Here is a 15,079-nt window from a genome sequence, read left to right as displayed (position 1 = left end):
ATGGCTTTTTTTCAAATTGAATACTCATCAGATGTTCTAGGACAATACCGCCAAGTGGATGTCATCTATCCAGATCGCGATCAGATTGCTGAAACGGGAAGTGATACGGACATCCCAGTTCTCTATCTCCTTCATGGCATGGGGGGCAATCATAATTCTTGGGCCTTCCGTACCAATATTCAGCGTCTCCTTCGTAAGACTAATCTCATTGTTATTATGCCTAACACGGAAAATGGCTGGTATACAAATACCAACTACGGGGTTAAGTATTACGATGCCATTGCTAAGGAGCTTCCTCAAGTCATGCAACGTTTCTTTCCTAGTATGACTAAGAAGCGAGAAAAGACCTTTATCGCTGGACTTTCTATGGGTGGATATGGTTCTTTTAAACTGGCCTTAACGACAAATAACTTTGCTTGTGCAGGTTCCTTCTCTGGTGCCCTTGGATTATCAGCAGAGATGATTACAGATGAAACGAGTGAGTCTAAGGAATACTGGCAAGGTGTCTTTGGCGATTTGGAAGGGAAAGACATTGAGCAGCACAAACTAGTTAACCTAGCCAAACAACATGACAAGAAAACCAAATTCTTTGCCTGGTGTGGCCTCGAGGATTTCCTTTTTGATTCTCAAGATAAGGCAGTTGCTGATTTGAAGGCCCTTGGTTTAGACATTGACTACCGTACAGACCATGGAAGGCATGAGTGGTATTACTGGGAAAAACAACTAGAAGCCTACTTAGAATGGTTACCTATTGATTACGTTAAAGAAGAACGCTTGTCTTAATAGGTCAAGTTTGTAACATCTTATCAAAGAGATGATAAAAGCTTAAAGTGATATTTTTTGCTTGTCAGAACTATTAGAGCTTGATATACTAGGGGAAGTTTCGAAAAGGAGGCTCAATAATGAAAAAATTATTCAGAGTAATCTTCTATATTCCCAAACTTCTTTTACAATTTATTTGGAATCTTATTTGGGCTATATTTAAACTTGCCCTAGTCCTAGCCCTTATTGCTTATGGACTCGTCTACTATGCCAATAATTCTTCAAGTACCTTAGCCACAAACATTAACCAAGCCTTTCATCAAGTAGAGCTAGGTTTTAGTGGTACCAGTACTAATGACGTTGAGAAAGTTGTCTCTAACCTATCAACGACTGATACCATTCCAGAGTCTAATGGAGCTAGATGGGCGCAAAATACAGCTAGCATCTATATACAATCTACAGATGAAACCTTGGTAGCAGCTTATAAGGAAGCTATTACTAGCTGGAATAACACGGGTGCTTTCATCTTTACTTTAACTGATGATGCCTCAACAGCTGATATTGTTGCGACTGACTATTCCGATGCGAATTCACAGGCAGCAGGTTTAGCAGACACTCAAACCAATGTTTTGACCAATCGCATCACTCATGTAGATGTGAAGTTAAACCGTTATTTCCTTTTGAATAGTGACTTTGGTTATACTCACAAGCGTATTGTGAATACGGCTGAACACGAATTGGGACATGCCATTGGCTTAGACCATGATGACTCTAAGACATCCGTTATGCAATCAGCTGGATCTTATTACGGAATTCAACAGGTGGATATTGATACGGTCCATGCTCTCTATGCAAACTAAGGAGGGGCTGTCATGCGCTATTTGAAACGCCTTGCTAGACGTTACCCCATGCAAACCTTCCTTTTTCTTTTCAATGCTGGGGTCTTTACTTGGTTGCAAACAACAGGAACCATGATTGCCAATCGTTTGGGCCTATCAGGTGATGGCATTTGGATTTATATTCCCAATTGGGTAAAAACGCTGACCAGTCATTCTATACAGAGTATTCAAACCCTTTACGGAGCCTCTGGTTGGAGTTGGCTAATCACCTCTATGCTTCTCACTTGGCTCTTGACTTTTCTTAGAGGTCTCATGAGAGCAGTGATTCTCATTCTGATAGTTGGTCTTGGCTTATGGCTAGTTTATCGACACTTTGAACTCTTACAAAATCTAAAACTGTCCTGATGGGCAGTTTTTTTGAGTTGTTAGGTCATTTATTTTCTGAAGAAATATGATATAATATAACTAATTTATTATTTTGGAGGACATTATGGCTTTAGCAAAAATCGTTTATGCCAGTATGACCGGTAACACGGAAGAAATCGCAGATATCGTTGCCAAAAAATTGGAAGAATTAGGTCACACTGTAGATGTAGACGAGTGTACAACGGTTGATGCCGCTGATTTTGAAGATGCGGACATCTGTATCGTAGCGACTTACACTTATGGTGATGGTGAGTTGCCAGATGAAATCGTTGACTTTTACGAAGATTTGGCTGACCTCGACTTGTCAGGTAAAATCTTTGGTGTTGTAGGTTCAGGAGATACTTTCTACGATTATTTCTGTCACTCAGTTGATGAATTTGAAAATCAATTCACCTTCACAGGGGCGACTAAAGGAGCAGACAGTGTCAAGGTTGATCTTTCTGCTGAAGATGAAGATATCGAGAACCTCGAAGCTTTCGCTGAAAAAATTTCAGAAGCATTAGCATAAAAAAAGCAGAGTAAAGTCTGCTTTTATTGTAGTCAAAAATGGAGTTTTTATGAATGAAATAGAAAGAGATTTTAGGACGCAATCTCAACATCTTCTTTGGTCCGTTTGGCGAGGGCTCTTAGTGGGGGTGACGGCAGGAGCAGTGGTCAGTCTTTTTCGCTGGTTAATTGCCAAAGGGGCCGCATTTTCTGTAGCTATTTACGAAGACGCCCTTCGTAATCCACTTCTGATTCTGGGAATTGTACTTGTTAATCTCTTGATTGCCCTTTTTATTGGTTACCTTATTAAGCAGGAAAAAGACATAAAGGGCTCAGGGATTCCCCATGTTGAAGGTGAACTGATGGGGCTCTTACATCCGTCTTGGTGGTCAGTTTTATGGCGTAAATTCCTAGGTGGAGTCCTTGGGATTTCAATGGGACTGATGTTGGGACGTGAGGGACCTAGTATTCAATTAGGTGCTATGACTGCTAAGGGATTAGCCAAGGGACTTAAGCTCTCTGCGCGTGAGAAGCGTGTCTTGATTGCTGCAGGAGCAGCAGCAGGGTTATCTGCTGCCTTCAATGCCCCAATTGCTGGTCTTTTGTTTGTCGTCGAAGAAGTCTATCATCATTTCTCTCGTCATGTTTGGGTGACTGCTTTAACAGCATCTTTAGTGGCCAATGCTGTTTCTCTACGCATCTTTGGCCAGGTACCGGTCCTTGCTATGACAGAAAAATTACCCGTATTTCCTTTGAAAGATTATTGGATTCTTATTGTTTTGGGGATTTTTCTAGGTGTGCTTGGATACGGTTATGAGTGGGTTGTCTTACGTATTGGTAAGGCCTACCAAGGGTTAGGGAAAATCTTCCACTTGCCATCTCATTTTCATGGCCTCTTGGCAGTTCTGTTTATCATTCCTATTGGTCTCTATTTTCCACATCTTTTAGGTGGTGGGAATGAATTGATTCTTGCTCTAAATGGTTTACATCCTGCTCTAGCTGTGGCTATCCTCTATTTGGCTATTCGCTTTGTTTGGAGTATGTTGTCCTTTGGTTCAGGTTTTCCTGGTGGGATTTTCTTGCCGATTTTGACCCTAGGTGCTCTTTCTGGTAGTGTATTTGCGGCAGCTTTTGAAAATCTAGGATTCTTACAAGTCAGTCAGTTCCCTATTTTTATCATTCTTGGTATGGCTGGTTATTTCGGTGCGGTATCTAAGGCACCGCTAACTGCTATGATTTTAGTGACTGAGATGGTGGGTGACCTTCACCAATTGATGACAATTGGTGTCGTGACCCTGATTGCCTATCTAGTCATGGATTTCATGGGAGGAGAACCTGTCTATGAAGCCATGCTTCACAATCTAATCGCTCACAAACCAGAGCAAGTTGATAATATACCGACGATGATTGACTTACCGGTTACAGATAGTCTAGCTGGTCGATTGGTTAAGGATTTAACCTTACCTGATGGAGTTTTGATTTCCACTCAGATTTTTCAAGACCAGTCTGAGGTTGTTCATGGAGACACACGTCTAAAAGCAGGAGCAACCCTGTATCTGGTTGTTAATGAAAGTAATATCAGTCAGGTAAGAAAACTCTTTTTATAAGCAATTCAATGGCTTGAGGCTCTTTTGTCCTCAGGTCATTTTTGTTATAATGAAGAGAAAAAAGGAGGTCAGTATGGACTTAAATGAGATTCGCCAACAGATAGACACCGTTGATAATGAGATTGTGGCTTTGTTGGAAGAACGTATGAAATTGGTAACTCGAGTAAGTGCTTATAAACAACGCACCGGAAAGGCGATTTATGATCCCGAACGAGAGCAGGCCCTGTTAGACAAGGTAGGCGCTAGTGTCCTTAATCCCGAATATAAAGAAGCTATCGTCGCAAGTTTTGCGGATATTATGAAGCGTTCACGCATTTATCAAGCAAGTAAGCTGGAAGAAAGTAGGTATCTAGAATGAAAGTAAAACAATTAAGTGATAGTCAAGGTCTTTCTTACTTACATTTAGTAATGTTAAGTCTTTATGCAATCTTGTTAGGGGTGCTGGTTGGACTGATTGATGCTGTTTTTGGGCGCGTGCTGATAGGACTCTCGGAATTTCGTGACCACCATCTCTTTTATCTAGTCCCGGCACTTCCTTTAGCAGGTCTTTTGATAGTTTACCTTTACCAAAAGTTTGCGGGTAAGGCGGCACAGGGAATGGGCTTGATTTTCAAGGTTGGACATAATGAGGAGGATCAAGTCCCCCTAAGGTTAATTCCACTTGTGACTGTAACCACATGGCTGACCCACCTTTTCGGGGGTTCTGCAGGTCGTGAGGGAGTTGCTGTACAACTGGGGGCCACAGTTTCTCATGCTTTTAGTCGCTATTTTAAGCTCCCGAATGCTTCACGTATTTTCTTGATCATGGGTATGGCCGCTGGTTTTGGAGGACTCTTCCAAACACCAATCGCTGCGACCTTCTTTGCGCTTGAGGTCTTGACCCTAGGACAGTTAAGTCTGCCAATCTTGGTACCGACTCTTATTGCATCTTTTATGGCTAGTACGACAAGCCATCTCTTAGGTCTTGAAAAATTTAGCCACTTTGTCTCCGAAAGTTTGACTATTGACCTTGAGACGTTTATGAAATTAGCTCTTTTAGGTTTGGCCTTTGGTATTGCAGGAAATCTCTTTGCTTATCTCTTGTCACTAGCTAAAAAGAAAGTAGCAAGTCTGCTCCCAAATCCTTATTATCGTGTTCTCTTAGGAAGTGTCGTCTTAACCTGTCTTCTTTTGATTTTGTGGAAGGGACGCTATACAGGTCTTGGAACGAATTTGATTGCTTTAAGTGTTGGTGGTGGGACCATTTATCCATTGGATTGGCTCTTGAAATTGCTCTTGACCGTCTTTACCCTATCTCTTGGTTTCCAAGGAGGAGAAGTAACCCCTTTGTTTGCTATCGGAGCCAGTCTTGGTGCTGTTCTAGCACCAGTTTTAGGACTTCCAATTCCACTTGTAGCAGGTCTAGGCTATCTGTCTGTCTTTGGTAGCAGTACCAATACCCTTTTAGCCCCTATTTTCATTGGCGTTGAAGTCTTTGGTCCCGCTAATGCAGTCCCTTACGCGATTGTCATGGCTTTTGCTTATCTCATAAATCATAAGACGAGCATTTATGGACAACAAAAAATGCTAGAAATGCAATAAGATACTAGACATCCTGATAATTTTTTGATAAGATACTAAGAGTGTGTAATGGACACACAAAAATAACGGCTAATCCGCTGAGACACAGAGGTTGCTCTTAAGATTAGTAAGATAGGAGTATATAAAAATGAATCCATTGATCCAAAGTTTGACAGAAGGTCAACTTCGTACTGACATCCCATCATTCCGTCCTGGTGACACAGTTCGCGTTCACGCGAAAGTTGTCGAAGGAACTCGTGAACGTATCCAGATCTTTGAAGGTGTAGTTATTTCACGCAAAGGTCAAGGGATCTCAGAAATGTACACAGTTCGTAAAATTTCAAGCGGTATCGGTGTAGAACGTACTTTCCCAATCCACACTCCACGTGTTGAAAAGATTGAAGTTGTACGCTACGGTAAAGTCCGCCGTGCTAAACTTTACTACTTGCGTGCTTTGCAAGGTAAAGCTGCACGTATCAAAGAAATCCGTAAATAATTTACAGATTTCACATAAAAAATCTGTCCTCGTGGCAGATTTTTTCATAAGTCCTCTTAGTTAAATGGATATAACAACTCCCTCCTAAGGAGTCGTTGCTGGTTCGATTCCGGCAGGGGACATTTTTAAGCCTTTAACCATGCGGTTTTAAAGCGTTTTGTCCACATTCTGTCCAAATTTGTTTTATCTTTTCGTCATTGCGTGATTTCTGCTCTTGTAACTGGTGGGCGTAAACTTCCAGTGTGATGTTTAGGTTTTCATGTCCTAAAACTTGCGATACAGAAATCAAGTCGATATCATGGGCTATTAGATAGCTGGCATAAGTGTGCCTTAACGAGTGGACACGTACTTCACGCCCAATGATTTTACGCAAGGTCTTATTAACTGCATTGTTGGACAAGGAAGGCATCAGTCTGCCGTCCTCGGTAGGTGGTAGCTGGTCAATAAATTTTATAAATTCATCATCAAGCGGTATCTCTCGGATACTGCTTTTTGTTTTGGTCGGTAAAAAACCAGTATTGTTTTTATAGTCCCATGTCTTATTGACTGACAGCATGCCAGTATCTCGGTTGATATCATCCACTGTCAGTCCTAGACACTCAGCAAAACGGATACCAGTTTTACCTATAAGCTAAACAGTATGTAGCTGACAAAGATTTTAGTCCAGAGGCAAACAAGGAGCTTCGAGACTACAACTTTTCTATGTCTGTTGGTCGTCAAGAGCTTCTTATCCAAGAGTTAGAACTCGAACTATTGGTTTTATCTGAAGGCGAACGTCAATTAACTAACGATTATCTGATGAATGGCTATAAGAGCGAAATTGTAAGAGGAAGCCTGCTTGATCAGACGGTGCCTAACAAGAAAACACTTGAAAGGTACATGACGACGGCTGTTAACGCTAATTTCGAAGGCGCTAAATGGTCGGAGCGTATCTGGGGTAGAAATGCTCAGCTACGGCAACTTGTTAGAACTGAGGTAACGAGGGCTTTAATTCGTGGAAATAACGGCTTAACGATTGCGAGACGCATTAGAAAACACATGGATGTGCTCCGTACTAATGCAGAGCGTTTAGGTATCACGGAACATGCTAGAGTTCAAACTTTGGCGCAGAAAGATATTATGAAAGAAAACGGTTTTGAGTATTTCAAACTCATGCCAGATTCAAGAGCTTGCGATTATTGTAAACAGGTTGGCCGTGATACCGAGAAGGAACCTGTTCCAATTGACAAGATTGATAGCGGACTAAATGCCCCGCCTATGCCCCCATATTGTCATTGTGCAGTTGCTGAAGTGTATTTGGACAAAGAGAAATTGCATAAAATTAATGAAAATGGTATTGTACAAGTGGATGAAGTAATCAATGGAACTCCGCACCCTGTCGGGGAGGCGAGAAAGGTGATTCAACACAATGCTTAGAACGGTGATATTCTTGGGTGTTCTTTCTATAACTATGATGGTATGAGGTATAAGGATATTCACTTCACGAATCACAGATAACCAGATAAACATTCATTTTGAAAAAACAGGGAATACGCTCACGATATTGATTACCACGAACCTAGTAAATCAAAAGCCAAGAAGAGAACAACCAGGAAGTTAACTGATGAAGAGAGGAGTGAGAATGGCGATGTCTTATAGTCAAAACCTAAAGGAATTAAAACAACTTTGCGAATATCTTTGGGATGCAGATTTTGAAGTTGATGGTAAAACTGTTAGCATTCTTCCTGAATCAGAAAATAACATAGTTGTTGTTTACGATGGCAAGGAGATAATCGTAAAGTCGTTTGATGAGCTCATAGAACTGAAACTGGACGGCGTTACACTGCCAAAATTGATGGAAAACGTCGAAGTAAGGTATGCTTAATAAATAATTGAAGTCGTAGCAATACGGCTTTTTCTTATGCGCTGATAGCCGTGCTAGCTAAAGGGCTTTGGGGTTCGATACCTCGTCAGCGCATAGGGCTAATTTAAGCCCTAAATAAACAATACTAGCGTGGCTTGTAACGTAGTATTTCAGATGAGACTAGAAGGGGATAGCTACCTCATTCGTGGCTCTGACGGTGTACAACTAGGGGACTAGGTGGGAGGAAATTATGGAACAAGATAACAATATCGAAATGACAAAGGAGCAATTGGCGAATTCTATTCAGATGGTCATTTGACTTTGGTGCCAAATGGTTCATTGGGTTCTACCGTTTTCGGTACAACTCCAGAAGAGTCAGATTTGCAATCTGGCAATACTCCAGAAGCAGAAGTTGAAGTTGTTGATCAAGGTTTCGCAATTACAACTACTAAAACAATCGACTAGGTTAACAACCAAACCAAGGTATCAATGATTCTTTCCTTTTTTGATGCTCTCTATTTCGTAACGATTAATCAATTTAAGTATGTACCTATGTTTGTAAACGATTATTCCAAATTTATTTGAAAGTTCGTCTAATTTTTTCTTGATTTCAAAATTCATAGACCAGAACATTGTCCCCATAAGTTAATTTCATAAGAAAAACACCTCAAAAGTTAATTTTTTTCTGTCTAACTTTTGGGGTGCAGTTCACAAATGTAATGATATTATATTTTTTCTTTTCTTTTCTTTTCAATTTGGCTCTGTTCCTAGTCATAGATGAAGAGTTAAAAATAACAGTAAAAAACCAGGTTTCCCTGGTTCTCATTATTAGCGACTTACACGACGGCGAGCTGCTTTTTTACGATTTTCTTCGATGAAAGCCAATTTCTTTTCTTCTGGTTCGATAATTGTCTTTTTAACTGCGAAAACGGCACCTGCAACGGTAGCAGCAGTTCCAAGAACGCCAGTAGCAAGACCTTTAGCAAATGAATGTTTTTTAGCCATGAGACTATCCTCCGTATATGTTATAATATGCTTATATTATCTAAAAAAATATCTAGAATAGCAAGTGAAAACATTATGAAAACCAAACTTATTGTAGTAGCTGGTCCTACTGCTGTAGGAAAAACAGCGCTTGGAATTGAATTGGCCAAGCGTTTTAATGGCGAAATTATTTCAGGAGATAGCCAGCAGGTTTACCGACAATTGAATATAGGAACCGCCAAGGCCACTCCTGAAGAGCAGGCAGCAGCAGTGCATCATCTGATTGATGTTCGCGATGTTGATGAGTCCTATTCAGCCTATGATTTTGTGATAGAGGCAGAGGTTGCCATTTCTGACATTGTTAGTCGTGGCAAGCTGCCTATTATAGTAGGAGGAACAGGTCTCTATTTACAAAGTCTCCTAGAAGGGTATCACCTAGGGGGACAGGTAGATCAGGAGCAGGTTTTAGCCTATCGCTCGGAATTAGAGCAATTATCTGATCAGGAACTTTTTGAAAAAATTGATCGCTTAGGTATTGAGATTAAAGAGATTAACCGTCGTCGTGCCATTAGAGCACTTGAACTTCATCGTTTTTCGGAGAATCTTGAAAATACTGAGACGACTTATGATCCCTTTCTTATCGGATTAGATGATAAACGTTCCTTGATCTATGACCGCATCAATACACGAGTAGACAAGATGGTTGAACATGGTCTCTTGGAAGAGGCCATATGGCTGTACGAAAATTATCCTAATGCCCAGTCAGCTCGTGGTATAGGCTACAAGGAGTTGTTTCCTTATTTTGCTGGGAACCAGAGCTTGGACGAAGCCTTGGAAAAACTCAAGCAAAATACGCGTCGATTTGCTAAACGTCAATTAACCTGGTTCAGAAATCGAATGACTGTTAAGTTTTATCAGATTTCTAGTCCAGAATATCCTAAAAATGTCGTTCAAGATCTTGAATTATTTTTAAATGAAAGGGAAGGAGAAAAGGTAGGTCAATCTTAGTTTTAAGAACCTATCTTTGCTATAATGGTAGTTATGACTAACGAAGAAAAAAAATCAGCCTATGAATTAATGCTAGCACAGGCTAAGGTGCTTTTTGCCAATGAAGACAATGCTATGGCCAACTTTTCTAATGCCTCAGCTCTCTTGAATACAACCCTACCAAATTCTGTGTTCACAGGCTTCTACCTGATGGATAATGTCAAGAATGAGTTAATCCTTGGCCCTTTCCAAGGTAATGTTTCTTGTGTTCGAATTGCCCTAGGTAAGGGTGTTTGTGGCCAGTCTGCAGCAGAAAATAGAACCCTAATTGTCGAAGATGTCACCAAACACGCCAATTACATTGCTTGTGATTCCGCTGCTCGAAGTGAAATTGTTGTACCAATGGTCAAAGATGGCAAATTAGTTGGTGTTCTCGATTTGGATTCTCACCAAGTAGGAGACTATAACGACGTAGACCAAGATTATCTGGAAGCGTTTATCAAAATTCTACTCGAGAAAACCGAGCTTACATTTGGAATGTTTGAGGTAAACTAATGTATCAAGCCTTATATCGTAAATACCGTAGTCAGACCTTTGGTGAAATGGTTGGTCAAAAAGTGATTTCAACCACGCTCAGACAGGCGGTAGAGTCAGGGAAAATCAGCCATGCCTATCTCTTTTCTGGGCCACGTGGTACCGGTAAAACCAGTGCGGCGAAAATCTTTGCCAAGGCTATGAACTGTCCTAATCAAGTTGATGGTGAGCCTTGTAATCACTGCGATATTTGTCGCGATATTACTAACGGAAGTCTCGAAGATGTTATCGAGATTGATGCGGCTTCCAACAACGGTGTGGATGAGATTCGTGAGATTCGTGATAAGTCGACCTATGCTCCAAGTCGTGCGACTTACAAGGTCTATATTATCGACGAGGTTCACATGCTTTCGACAGGTGCCTTCAATGCTCTTTTGAAGACTTTGGAAGAACCAACTGAAAATGTGGTCTTTATCCTGGCGACCACTGAATTACATAAGATTCCAGCAACCATCCTCTCTCGTGTTCAACGTTTTGAGTTTAAATCGATCAAGCAGGGAGCTATTAAAGAACATTTGGCTTCAATTCTGGAAAAAGAAGGATTAACCTTTGATGATGAGGCTTTGACCATTATTGCTCGTCGTGCGGAAGGTGGTATGCGTGATGCTTTGTCAATCTTAGACCAAGCACTGAGTCTGTCTCCGGACAATCATGTCAGCCAAGCCGTAGCTGAAGAAATCACAGGTTCTATTGGTTTAACAGCCCTAGACAGTTTTGTCGCTAACGTTCGCAATCAAGAGACTACGCAAGCTTTATCAAATCTTGAAACTCTTTTTGATAATGGCAAGTCTATGAGCCGTTTTGCGACGGATCTCTTGGAGTATTTCCGTGATCTTTTGATTGTCAAAGCGGGCGGAGAGAACAGTCACCATAGTCCCCTTTTTGAAGAGAATCTTTCTCTGGAGCAAGACCGACTTTTCCAATTGATTGACTTGGTTACAAGTGCCTTGCCAGAAATTAAAACTGGAACACATCCTAAAATCTATGCGGAAATGCTGACTATAAAATTGTCAGAGACTCATACTCAGGCTTCACAAGAAATTCCGGGGAATTTGCAAGAAGAGTTAGATAGTCTTCGTCGCGAGGTAGAAGGTCTACGTAAAGCTCTTAAAGAGGGCAAAGCCCAAGGAGAAGTAGCACCAACTCGAAAAGCCAAACCTGCTTATCAGTACAAGGTGGATCGTGAAAAGATTCTTACTATTATGCGTGAAACCATGGAAAATCCGCAGAAATCACGCCAGTGTCTGGATGCCCTAAAGGCAACTTGGCCTGAAATCTTGGATTCTATTAGCCCACAAAATAGGGCACTTTTGAATGGCTCCGAGCCTGTACTGGCCAATCAGGAAAATGCTATCCTGGCATTTAATGCCGCTTTTAATGCTGAACAGGTCATGAAACGCAGTGATCTCAATGATATGTTTGGCAATATCATGAGTTCAGCTGCCGGTTTCTCACCTAATATTATGGCTGTTCCAAAAGCAGAATTTGAAAAACTCCGAACAGAATTTGCACGAAGTCTCAAATCCAAAGAAGAATTGGAAAAAGAAGATCGCGAAGAGTATATCCCTCAAGAACTCGACTTTCTCTCTGATGTAGTAGAAATAGAGGACTAAAAAGGTCCAGTGGACCTTTTTAGGTCCGAGCCAAGAAACCCAAAAGCGAGGCTGTTCAGTGGACCTTTTTAGGTCCAATCCCAGTAAGTTAGATGGCGAGATAGTCAAGTGTAATTTGATAGATTTCTGAAGCTAATAATTGGAAGGTCCATCCGTGTAAAAATGAAAAGAGCCTAGACTGCTTGTCCTAGGCTCTATCTATTGATATAATAATCTTATGATTCAACAAATTTTGTTTATAACGCTTGAAACTATTTTTGAAACGGTTTGTTTTAATTACAGTTTACAACACGGCTATTACTTTTTTACAGCCTTTTTTGGGTATTTACTGTTTCGTCGTCTTTGGACAACCTACGTTGTTTCACGCATTGCGCGTGCAGCCGACAAGTCTACCAAGAAGTAAGGCTCACTTCGCCAGCGGTCAACCATTTTTCCCGACCATCATCAGTAAGAACGAGAAGTTGGCCCTTATCGCCAATTTCCTTGGCAACACCAGTATAAGTCTTTCCAGCTTGTTCAAAGGTCACTTGTTTGTCTAAAACGAGGGACTTTTCTTTATAGACCTTGACCAAATCGCTAGTAGGAATGGTTAAAAAGAGTCTCCAAATTTCTGAAATGAGCTGGTTTCGAGTAATGCTTGGTTTTTCAGAAGTAAAAAGACTAGTAGCTTTATTAGCTAACTCTTCAGGAAAATCACTGATTGAGAAGTTAAGCCCAACCCCGATAATGACATCTGTGATGCGACCAGATTCGATAGAACTAATGGCTTCGGTAAGGATACCAGCCATTTTTTTGTTGTTGAGGTAGATGTCATTAACCCATTTGATTTCTGTATTGATGCCAGTTAGACGCTGGATAGCTTTGACAATAGCAGCTGCCGCCATCATCGTATAAGGTGGTAACTCCTCAAAATGACAGTTGGGCTTTAAGTGGATACTCATATAGATACCACCTTGTGGACTGGCAAAGAAGTGACGTTCAAATCGTCCTTTGGCTGCCTTTTGACTTGATGCCAGGTAAAGTGCAGGCGTCGGATTATTCTTTTCCATGCCATGTTTAGCATCTAGTTGGGTAGAGTTAGAATCTGGATTAAAGTAGACTGGAATGTTGAGTTGCTTAGAGATGTCTTGAGGAAGAAGAATATCTCCCTTTTCTAAATAGTAGCCTTTCTTGCGGACACTTGTAATGTCAATTCCTTGTTCTTGAAGTGTTTGAATTGCCTTCCAAATGGCTGTCCGTGAGACACCAAGGCTTTTAGCCAAGCTCTCTCCCGTCACAAAGTCAGGACTCTTCGATAAGATGTCATAAACGTGTTCATAAGTTTTCATATCCTAAGTATAATACAAATGATGGCAAAATGCTCACTATAACTTATTGATAAGGCTTGATAATAAATAACTATATGACTAGACTGAAAAAACATGATATAATGGAAGGTAGTTATTAAGTCCCGATAAGGCAACAGTCATTCTAGAGTTGGCTGTTGGTTCTTTGTAACTTTTTAACGGCGTCTAGCTCCATTAGGAGTATAGCGTTTTACCTATTAGGAGACGGTTAAATCCGTGCTGTCTAATACTATTTTTCATATTAAAAGGGGGACATTTTATATGTCAGAACGTAAACTTTTCACGTCTGAATCAGTATCTGAGGGGCATCCAGATAAAATTGCAGACCAAATTTCAGATGCCATTCTTGATGCGATTTTAGCAGAGGATCCAGATGCACACGTTGCAGCAGAAACAGCTGTCTACACTGGTTCTGTCCATGTTTTCGGTGAAGTTTCTACAACAGCTTATGTAGATATTAACCGTGTGGTTCGTGATACTATCGCTGAAATTGGTTATAACAATGCAGAATACGGCTTTGCGGCAGAATCTGTTGGGGTTCACCCATCATTGATTGAACAATCTCCAGATATTGCTCAAGGTGTCAATGAAGCACTTGAAGTTCGTGGAACTGGTGATCAAGATCCACTTGATCTTATCGGAGCTGGTGACCAAGGTTTGATGTTTGGTTTTGCTATTGACGAAACTCCAGAGTTTATGCCACTTCCAGTTAGCCTCTCACATAAATTGGTTAAAAAATTGGCAGATTTGCGTAAATCTGGTGAGATTTCATACCTTCGTCCAGATGCTAAATCTCAGGTTACCGTTGAGTATGATGAGAATGACCAACCAGTACGCGTTGATACAGTTGTTATTTCAACACAACACGATCCTGAAGCGACTAACGACCAAATTCGTCAAGACGTTATTGAAAAAGTCATTAAGGCAGTTATTCCAGCCGAATACTTGGATGATGAGACTAAATTCTTTATCAACCCAACAGGTCGTTTTGTTATCGGAGGACCTCAAGGAGACTCTGGTTTGACTGGTCGTAAGATCATTGTTGATACTTATGGTGGTTACTCAAGACATGGTGGTGGTGCCTTCTCTGGTAAGGATGCCACTAAGGTTGACCGTTCAGCTTCATATGCAGCTCGCTACATTGCCAAAAATATCGTAGCTGCTGGTCTTGCTAAGAAAGCAGAAGTACAATTGGCTTATGCTATCGGTGTTGCTAACCCTGTGTCTGTCCGTGTTGATACTTTCGGAACGGCGACAGTTGCTGAAAGCAAACTTGAAGCTGCTGTCCGCGATCTCTTTGACTTGCGTCCAGCAGGTATCATTCAAATGCTTGATCTTAAACGTCCTATCTATCGTCAAACAGCGGCCTATGGTCACATGGGACGTACGGACGTCGATCTTCCATGGGAAAAATTGGACAAGGTAGATGCCCTCAAAGCAGCTGTAGAAGCTTAACGAATAAAATTAGTTCCAAAAAACAGAATTTTAATATAAATTCTGTTTTTTTGTCTCTTGAATATACAATATAAGTGCACA

19 protein-coding genes and 1 tRNA gene are annotated in these 15,079 nt (G+C 40.9%); 17 read left to right on the top strand and 3 right to left on the bottom strand.

Annotated features, from left to right (window positions below; all coding sequences use genetic code 11):
• The 9 genes from HMPREF2571_RS07965 to HMPREF2571_RS07925 all read left to right on the top strand — a co-directional run bounded on the left by HMPREF2571_RS07965 (position 1) and on the right by HMPREF2571_RS07925 (position 6,298).
• The gene (locus HMPREF2571_RS07965; protein WP_049553840.1) at positions 1-783 is read left to right on the top strand and encodes an alpha/beta hydrolase; all 783 of its coding nucleotides are present in this window, start codon (positions 1-3) and stop codon (positions 781-783) included.
• 119 nt (positions 784-902) lie between these two features.
• The gene (locus tag HMPREF2571_RS07960; RefSeq protein ID WP_049553839.1) at positions 903-1,622 is read left to right on the top strand and encodes a matrixin family metalloprotease; all 720 of its coding nucleotides are present in this window, start codon (positions 903-905) and stop codon (positions 1,620-1,622) included.
• Positions 1,623-1,634: 12 nt separating this feature from the next.
• The gene (locus HMPREF2571_RS07955) at positions 1,635-2,006 is read left to right on the top strand and encodes a hypothetical protein (RefSeq protein WP_037611697.1); all 372 of its coding nucleotides are present in this window, start codon (positions 1,635-1,637) and stop codon (positions 2,004-2,006) included.
• A gap of 85 nt (positions 2,007-2,091) precedes the next feature.
• Positions 2,092-2,535, top strand: a complete 444-nt coding sequence (locus HMPREF2571_RS07950) for a flavodoxin (RefSeq protein WP_002888085.1) — start codon at positions 2,092-2,094, stop codon at positions 2,533-2,535.
• Between the two features lie 49 nt (positions 2,536-2,584).
• Entirely contained in the window at positions 2,585-4,120 is a 1,536-nt protein-coding gene (locus tag HMPREF2571_RS07945) for a ClC family H(+)/Cl(-) exchange transporter (protein WP_049553838.1), read from the top strand.
• 73 nt (positions 4,121-4,193) lie between these two features.
• A complete protein-coding gene (locus tag HMPREF2571_RS07940) occupies positions 4,194-4,478 on the top strand; it encodes a chorismate mutase (protein WP_049553837.1) in 285 nt (94 codons plus the stop codon).
• Positions 4,475-5,701: a voltage-gated chloride channel family protein gene (locus tag HMPREF2571_RS07935; RefSeq protein WP_049553836.1), complete on the top strand. Its 1,227-nt coding sequence runs from the start codon at positions 4,475-4,477 to the stop codon at positions 5,699-5,701. The genes HMPREF2571_RS07940 and HMPREF2571_RS07935 overlap by 4 nt, the downstream gene beginning before the upstream one ends.
• A gap of 127 nt (positions 5,702-5,828) precedes the next feature.
• Entirely contained in the window at positions 5,829-6,176 is a 348-nt protein-coding gene (gene rplS / locus HMPREF2571_RS07930) for a 50S ribosomal protein L19 (protein WP_002883489.1), read from the top strand.
• A 50-nt stretch (positions 6,177-6,226) separates the two neighbouring features.
• Positions 6,227-6,298, top strand: a tRNA-Arg gene (locus tag HMPREF2571_RS07925).
• Between the two features lie 11 nt (positions 6,299-6,309).
• Here the strand turns inward: HMPREF2571_RS07925 and HMPREF2571_RS07920 are convergent.
• A complete protein-coding gene (locus HMPREF2571_RS07920; protein ID WP_239665625.1) occupies positions 6,310-6,759 on the bottom strand; it encodes a site-specific integrase in 450 nt (149 codons plus the stop codon).
• Between the two features lie 119 nt (positions 6,760-6,878).
• Between HMPREF2571_RS07920 and HMPREF2571_RS07915 the strand changes: the two genes are divergently transcribed.
• The 3 genes from HMPREF2571_RS07915 (at position 6,879) to HMPREF2571_RS07905 (ending at position 8,484) form a co-directional block, all read left to right on the top strand.
• The gene (locus tag HMPREF2571_RS07915; protein ID WP_014633218.1) at positions 6,879-7,592 is read left to right on the top strand and encodes a phage minor head protein; all 714 of its coding nucleotides are present in this window, start codon (positions 6,879-6,881) and stop codon (positions 7,590-7,592) included.
• Positions 7,593-7,797: 205 nt separating this feature from the next.
• Positions 7,798-8,040 (top strand): hypothetical protein, encoded by a 243-nt coding sequence (locus HMPREF2571_RS07910; protein WP_013990700.1) that lies wholly within the window; start codon positions 7,798-7,800, stop codon positions 8,038-8,040.
• 294 nt (positions 8,041-8,334) lie between these two features.
• On the top strand, positions 8,335-8,484 hold the full coding sequence (locus HMPREF2571_RS07905) for a hypothetical protein (RefSeq protein WP_371106576.1): 150 nt from the start codon (positions 8,335-8,337) through the stop codon (positions 8,482-8,484).
• A gap of 363 nt (positions 8,485-8,847) precedes the next feature.
• Here HMPREF2571_RS07905 and HMPREF2571_RS07900 read toward each other — a convergent pair whose 3' ends face one another.
• Positions 8,848-9,024 (bottom strand): DUF3042 family protein, encoded by a 177-nt coding sequence (locus HMPREF2571_RS07900; protein ID WP_003092510.1) that lies wholly within the window; start codon positions 9,022-9,024, stop codon positions 8,848-8,850.
• A gap of 75 nt (positions 9,025-9,099) precedes the next feature.
• Here HMPREF2571_RS07900 and miaA point away from each other — a divergent pair, with 75 nt between their 5' ends.
• The 4 genes from miaA to HMPREF2571_RS10365 all read left to right on the top strand — a co-directional run bounded on the left by miaA (position 9,100) and on the right by HMPREF2571_RS10365 (position 12,600).
• Positions 9,100-10,011 (top strand): tRNA (adenosine(37)-N6)-dimethylallyltransferase MiaA, encoded by a 912-nt coding sequence (gene miaA / locus HMPREF2571_RS07895; RefSeq protein ID WP_070847656.1) that lies wholly within the window; start codon positions 9,100-9,102, stop codon positions 10,009-10,011.
• Between the two features lie 33 nt (positions 10,012-10,044).
• Positions 10,045-10,545, top strand: coding sequence for a GAF domain-containing protein (locus HMPREF2571_RS07890; RefSeq protein WP_282098161.1), 501 nt, complete (start codon positions 10,045-10,047; stop codon positions 10,543-10,545).
• Entirely contained in the window at positions 10,545-12,197 is a 1,653-nt protein-coding gene (gene dnaX, locus HMPREF2571_RS07885; RefSeq protein WP_013990696.1) for a DNA polymerase III subunit gamma/tau, read from the top strand. Before HMPREF2571_RS07890 ends, dnaX begins: the two co-directional genes overlap by 1 nt.
• Before the next feature lie 217 nt (positions 12,198-12,414).
• Positions 12,415-12,600 carry a DUF3272 family protein gene (locus tag HMPREF2571_RS10365; protein ID WP_002883500.1) on the top strand — a complete coding sequence of 62 codons (186 nt, stop codon included), beginning with the start codon at positions 12,415-12,417 and terminating at the stop codon, positions 12,598-12,600.
• On the opposite strand, the gene birA is transcribed toward HMPREF2571_RS10365, so the two are convergent.
• Positions 12,587-13,525, bottom strand: a complete 939-nt coding sequence (birA, locus tag HMPREF2571_RS07880; protein ID WP_013990695.1) for a bifunctional biotin--[acetyl-CoA-carboxylase] ligase/biotin operon repressor BirA — start codon at positions 13,523-13,525, stop codon at positions 12,587-12,589. The genes HMPREF2571_RS10365 and birA overlap by 14 nt on opposite strands.
• Positions 13,526-13,804: 279 nt before the next feature.
• On the opposite strand from birA, the gene metK reads away from it, so the two are divergent.
• A complete protein-coding gene (metK, locus tag HMPREF2571_RS07875) occupies positions 13,805-14,998 on the top strand; it encodes a methionine adenosyltransferase (protein ID WP_045772072.1) in 1,194 nt (397 codons plus the stop codon).
• Positions 14,999-15,079 lie beyond the last annotated feature (81 nt).

The sequence above is a fragment of the Streptococcus sp. HMSC068F04 genome (genome assembly GCF_001837455.1).
GTDB classification, from domain to species: Bacteria; Bacillota; Bacilli; order Lactobacillales; family Streptococcaceae; genus Streptococcus; species Streptococcus salivarius_D.
This window is presented reverse-complemented; position numbering and strand designations above follow the sequence as displayed.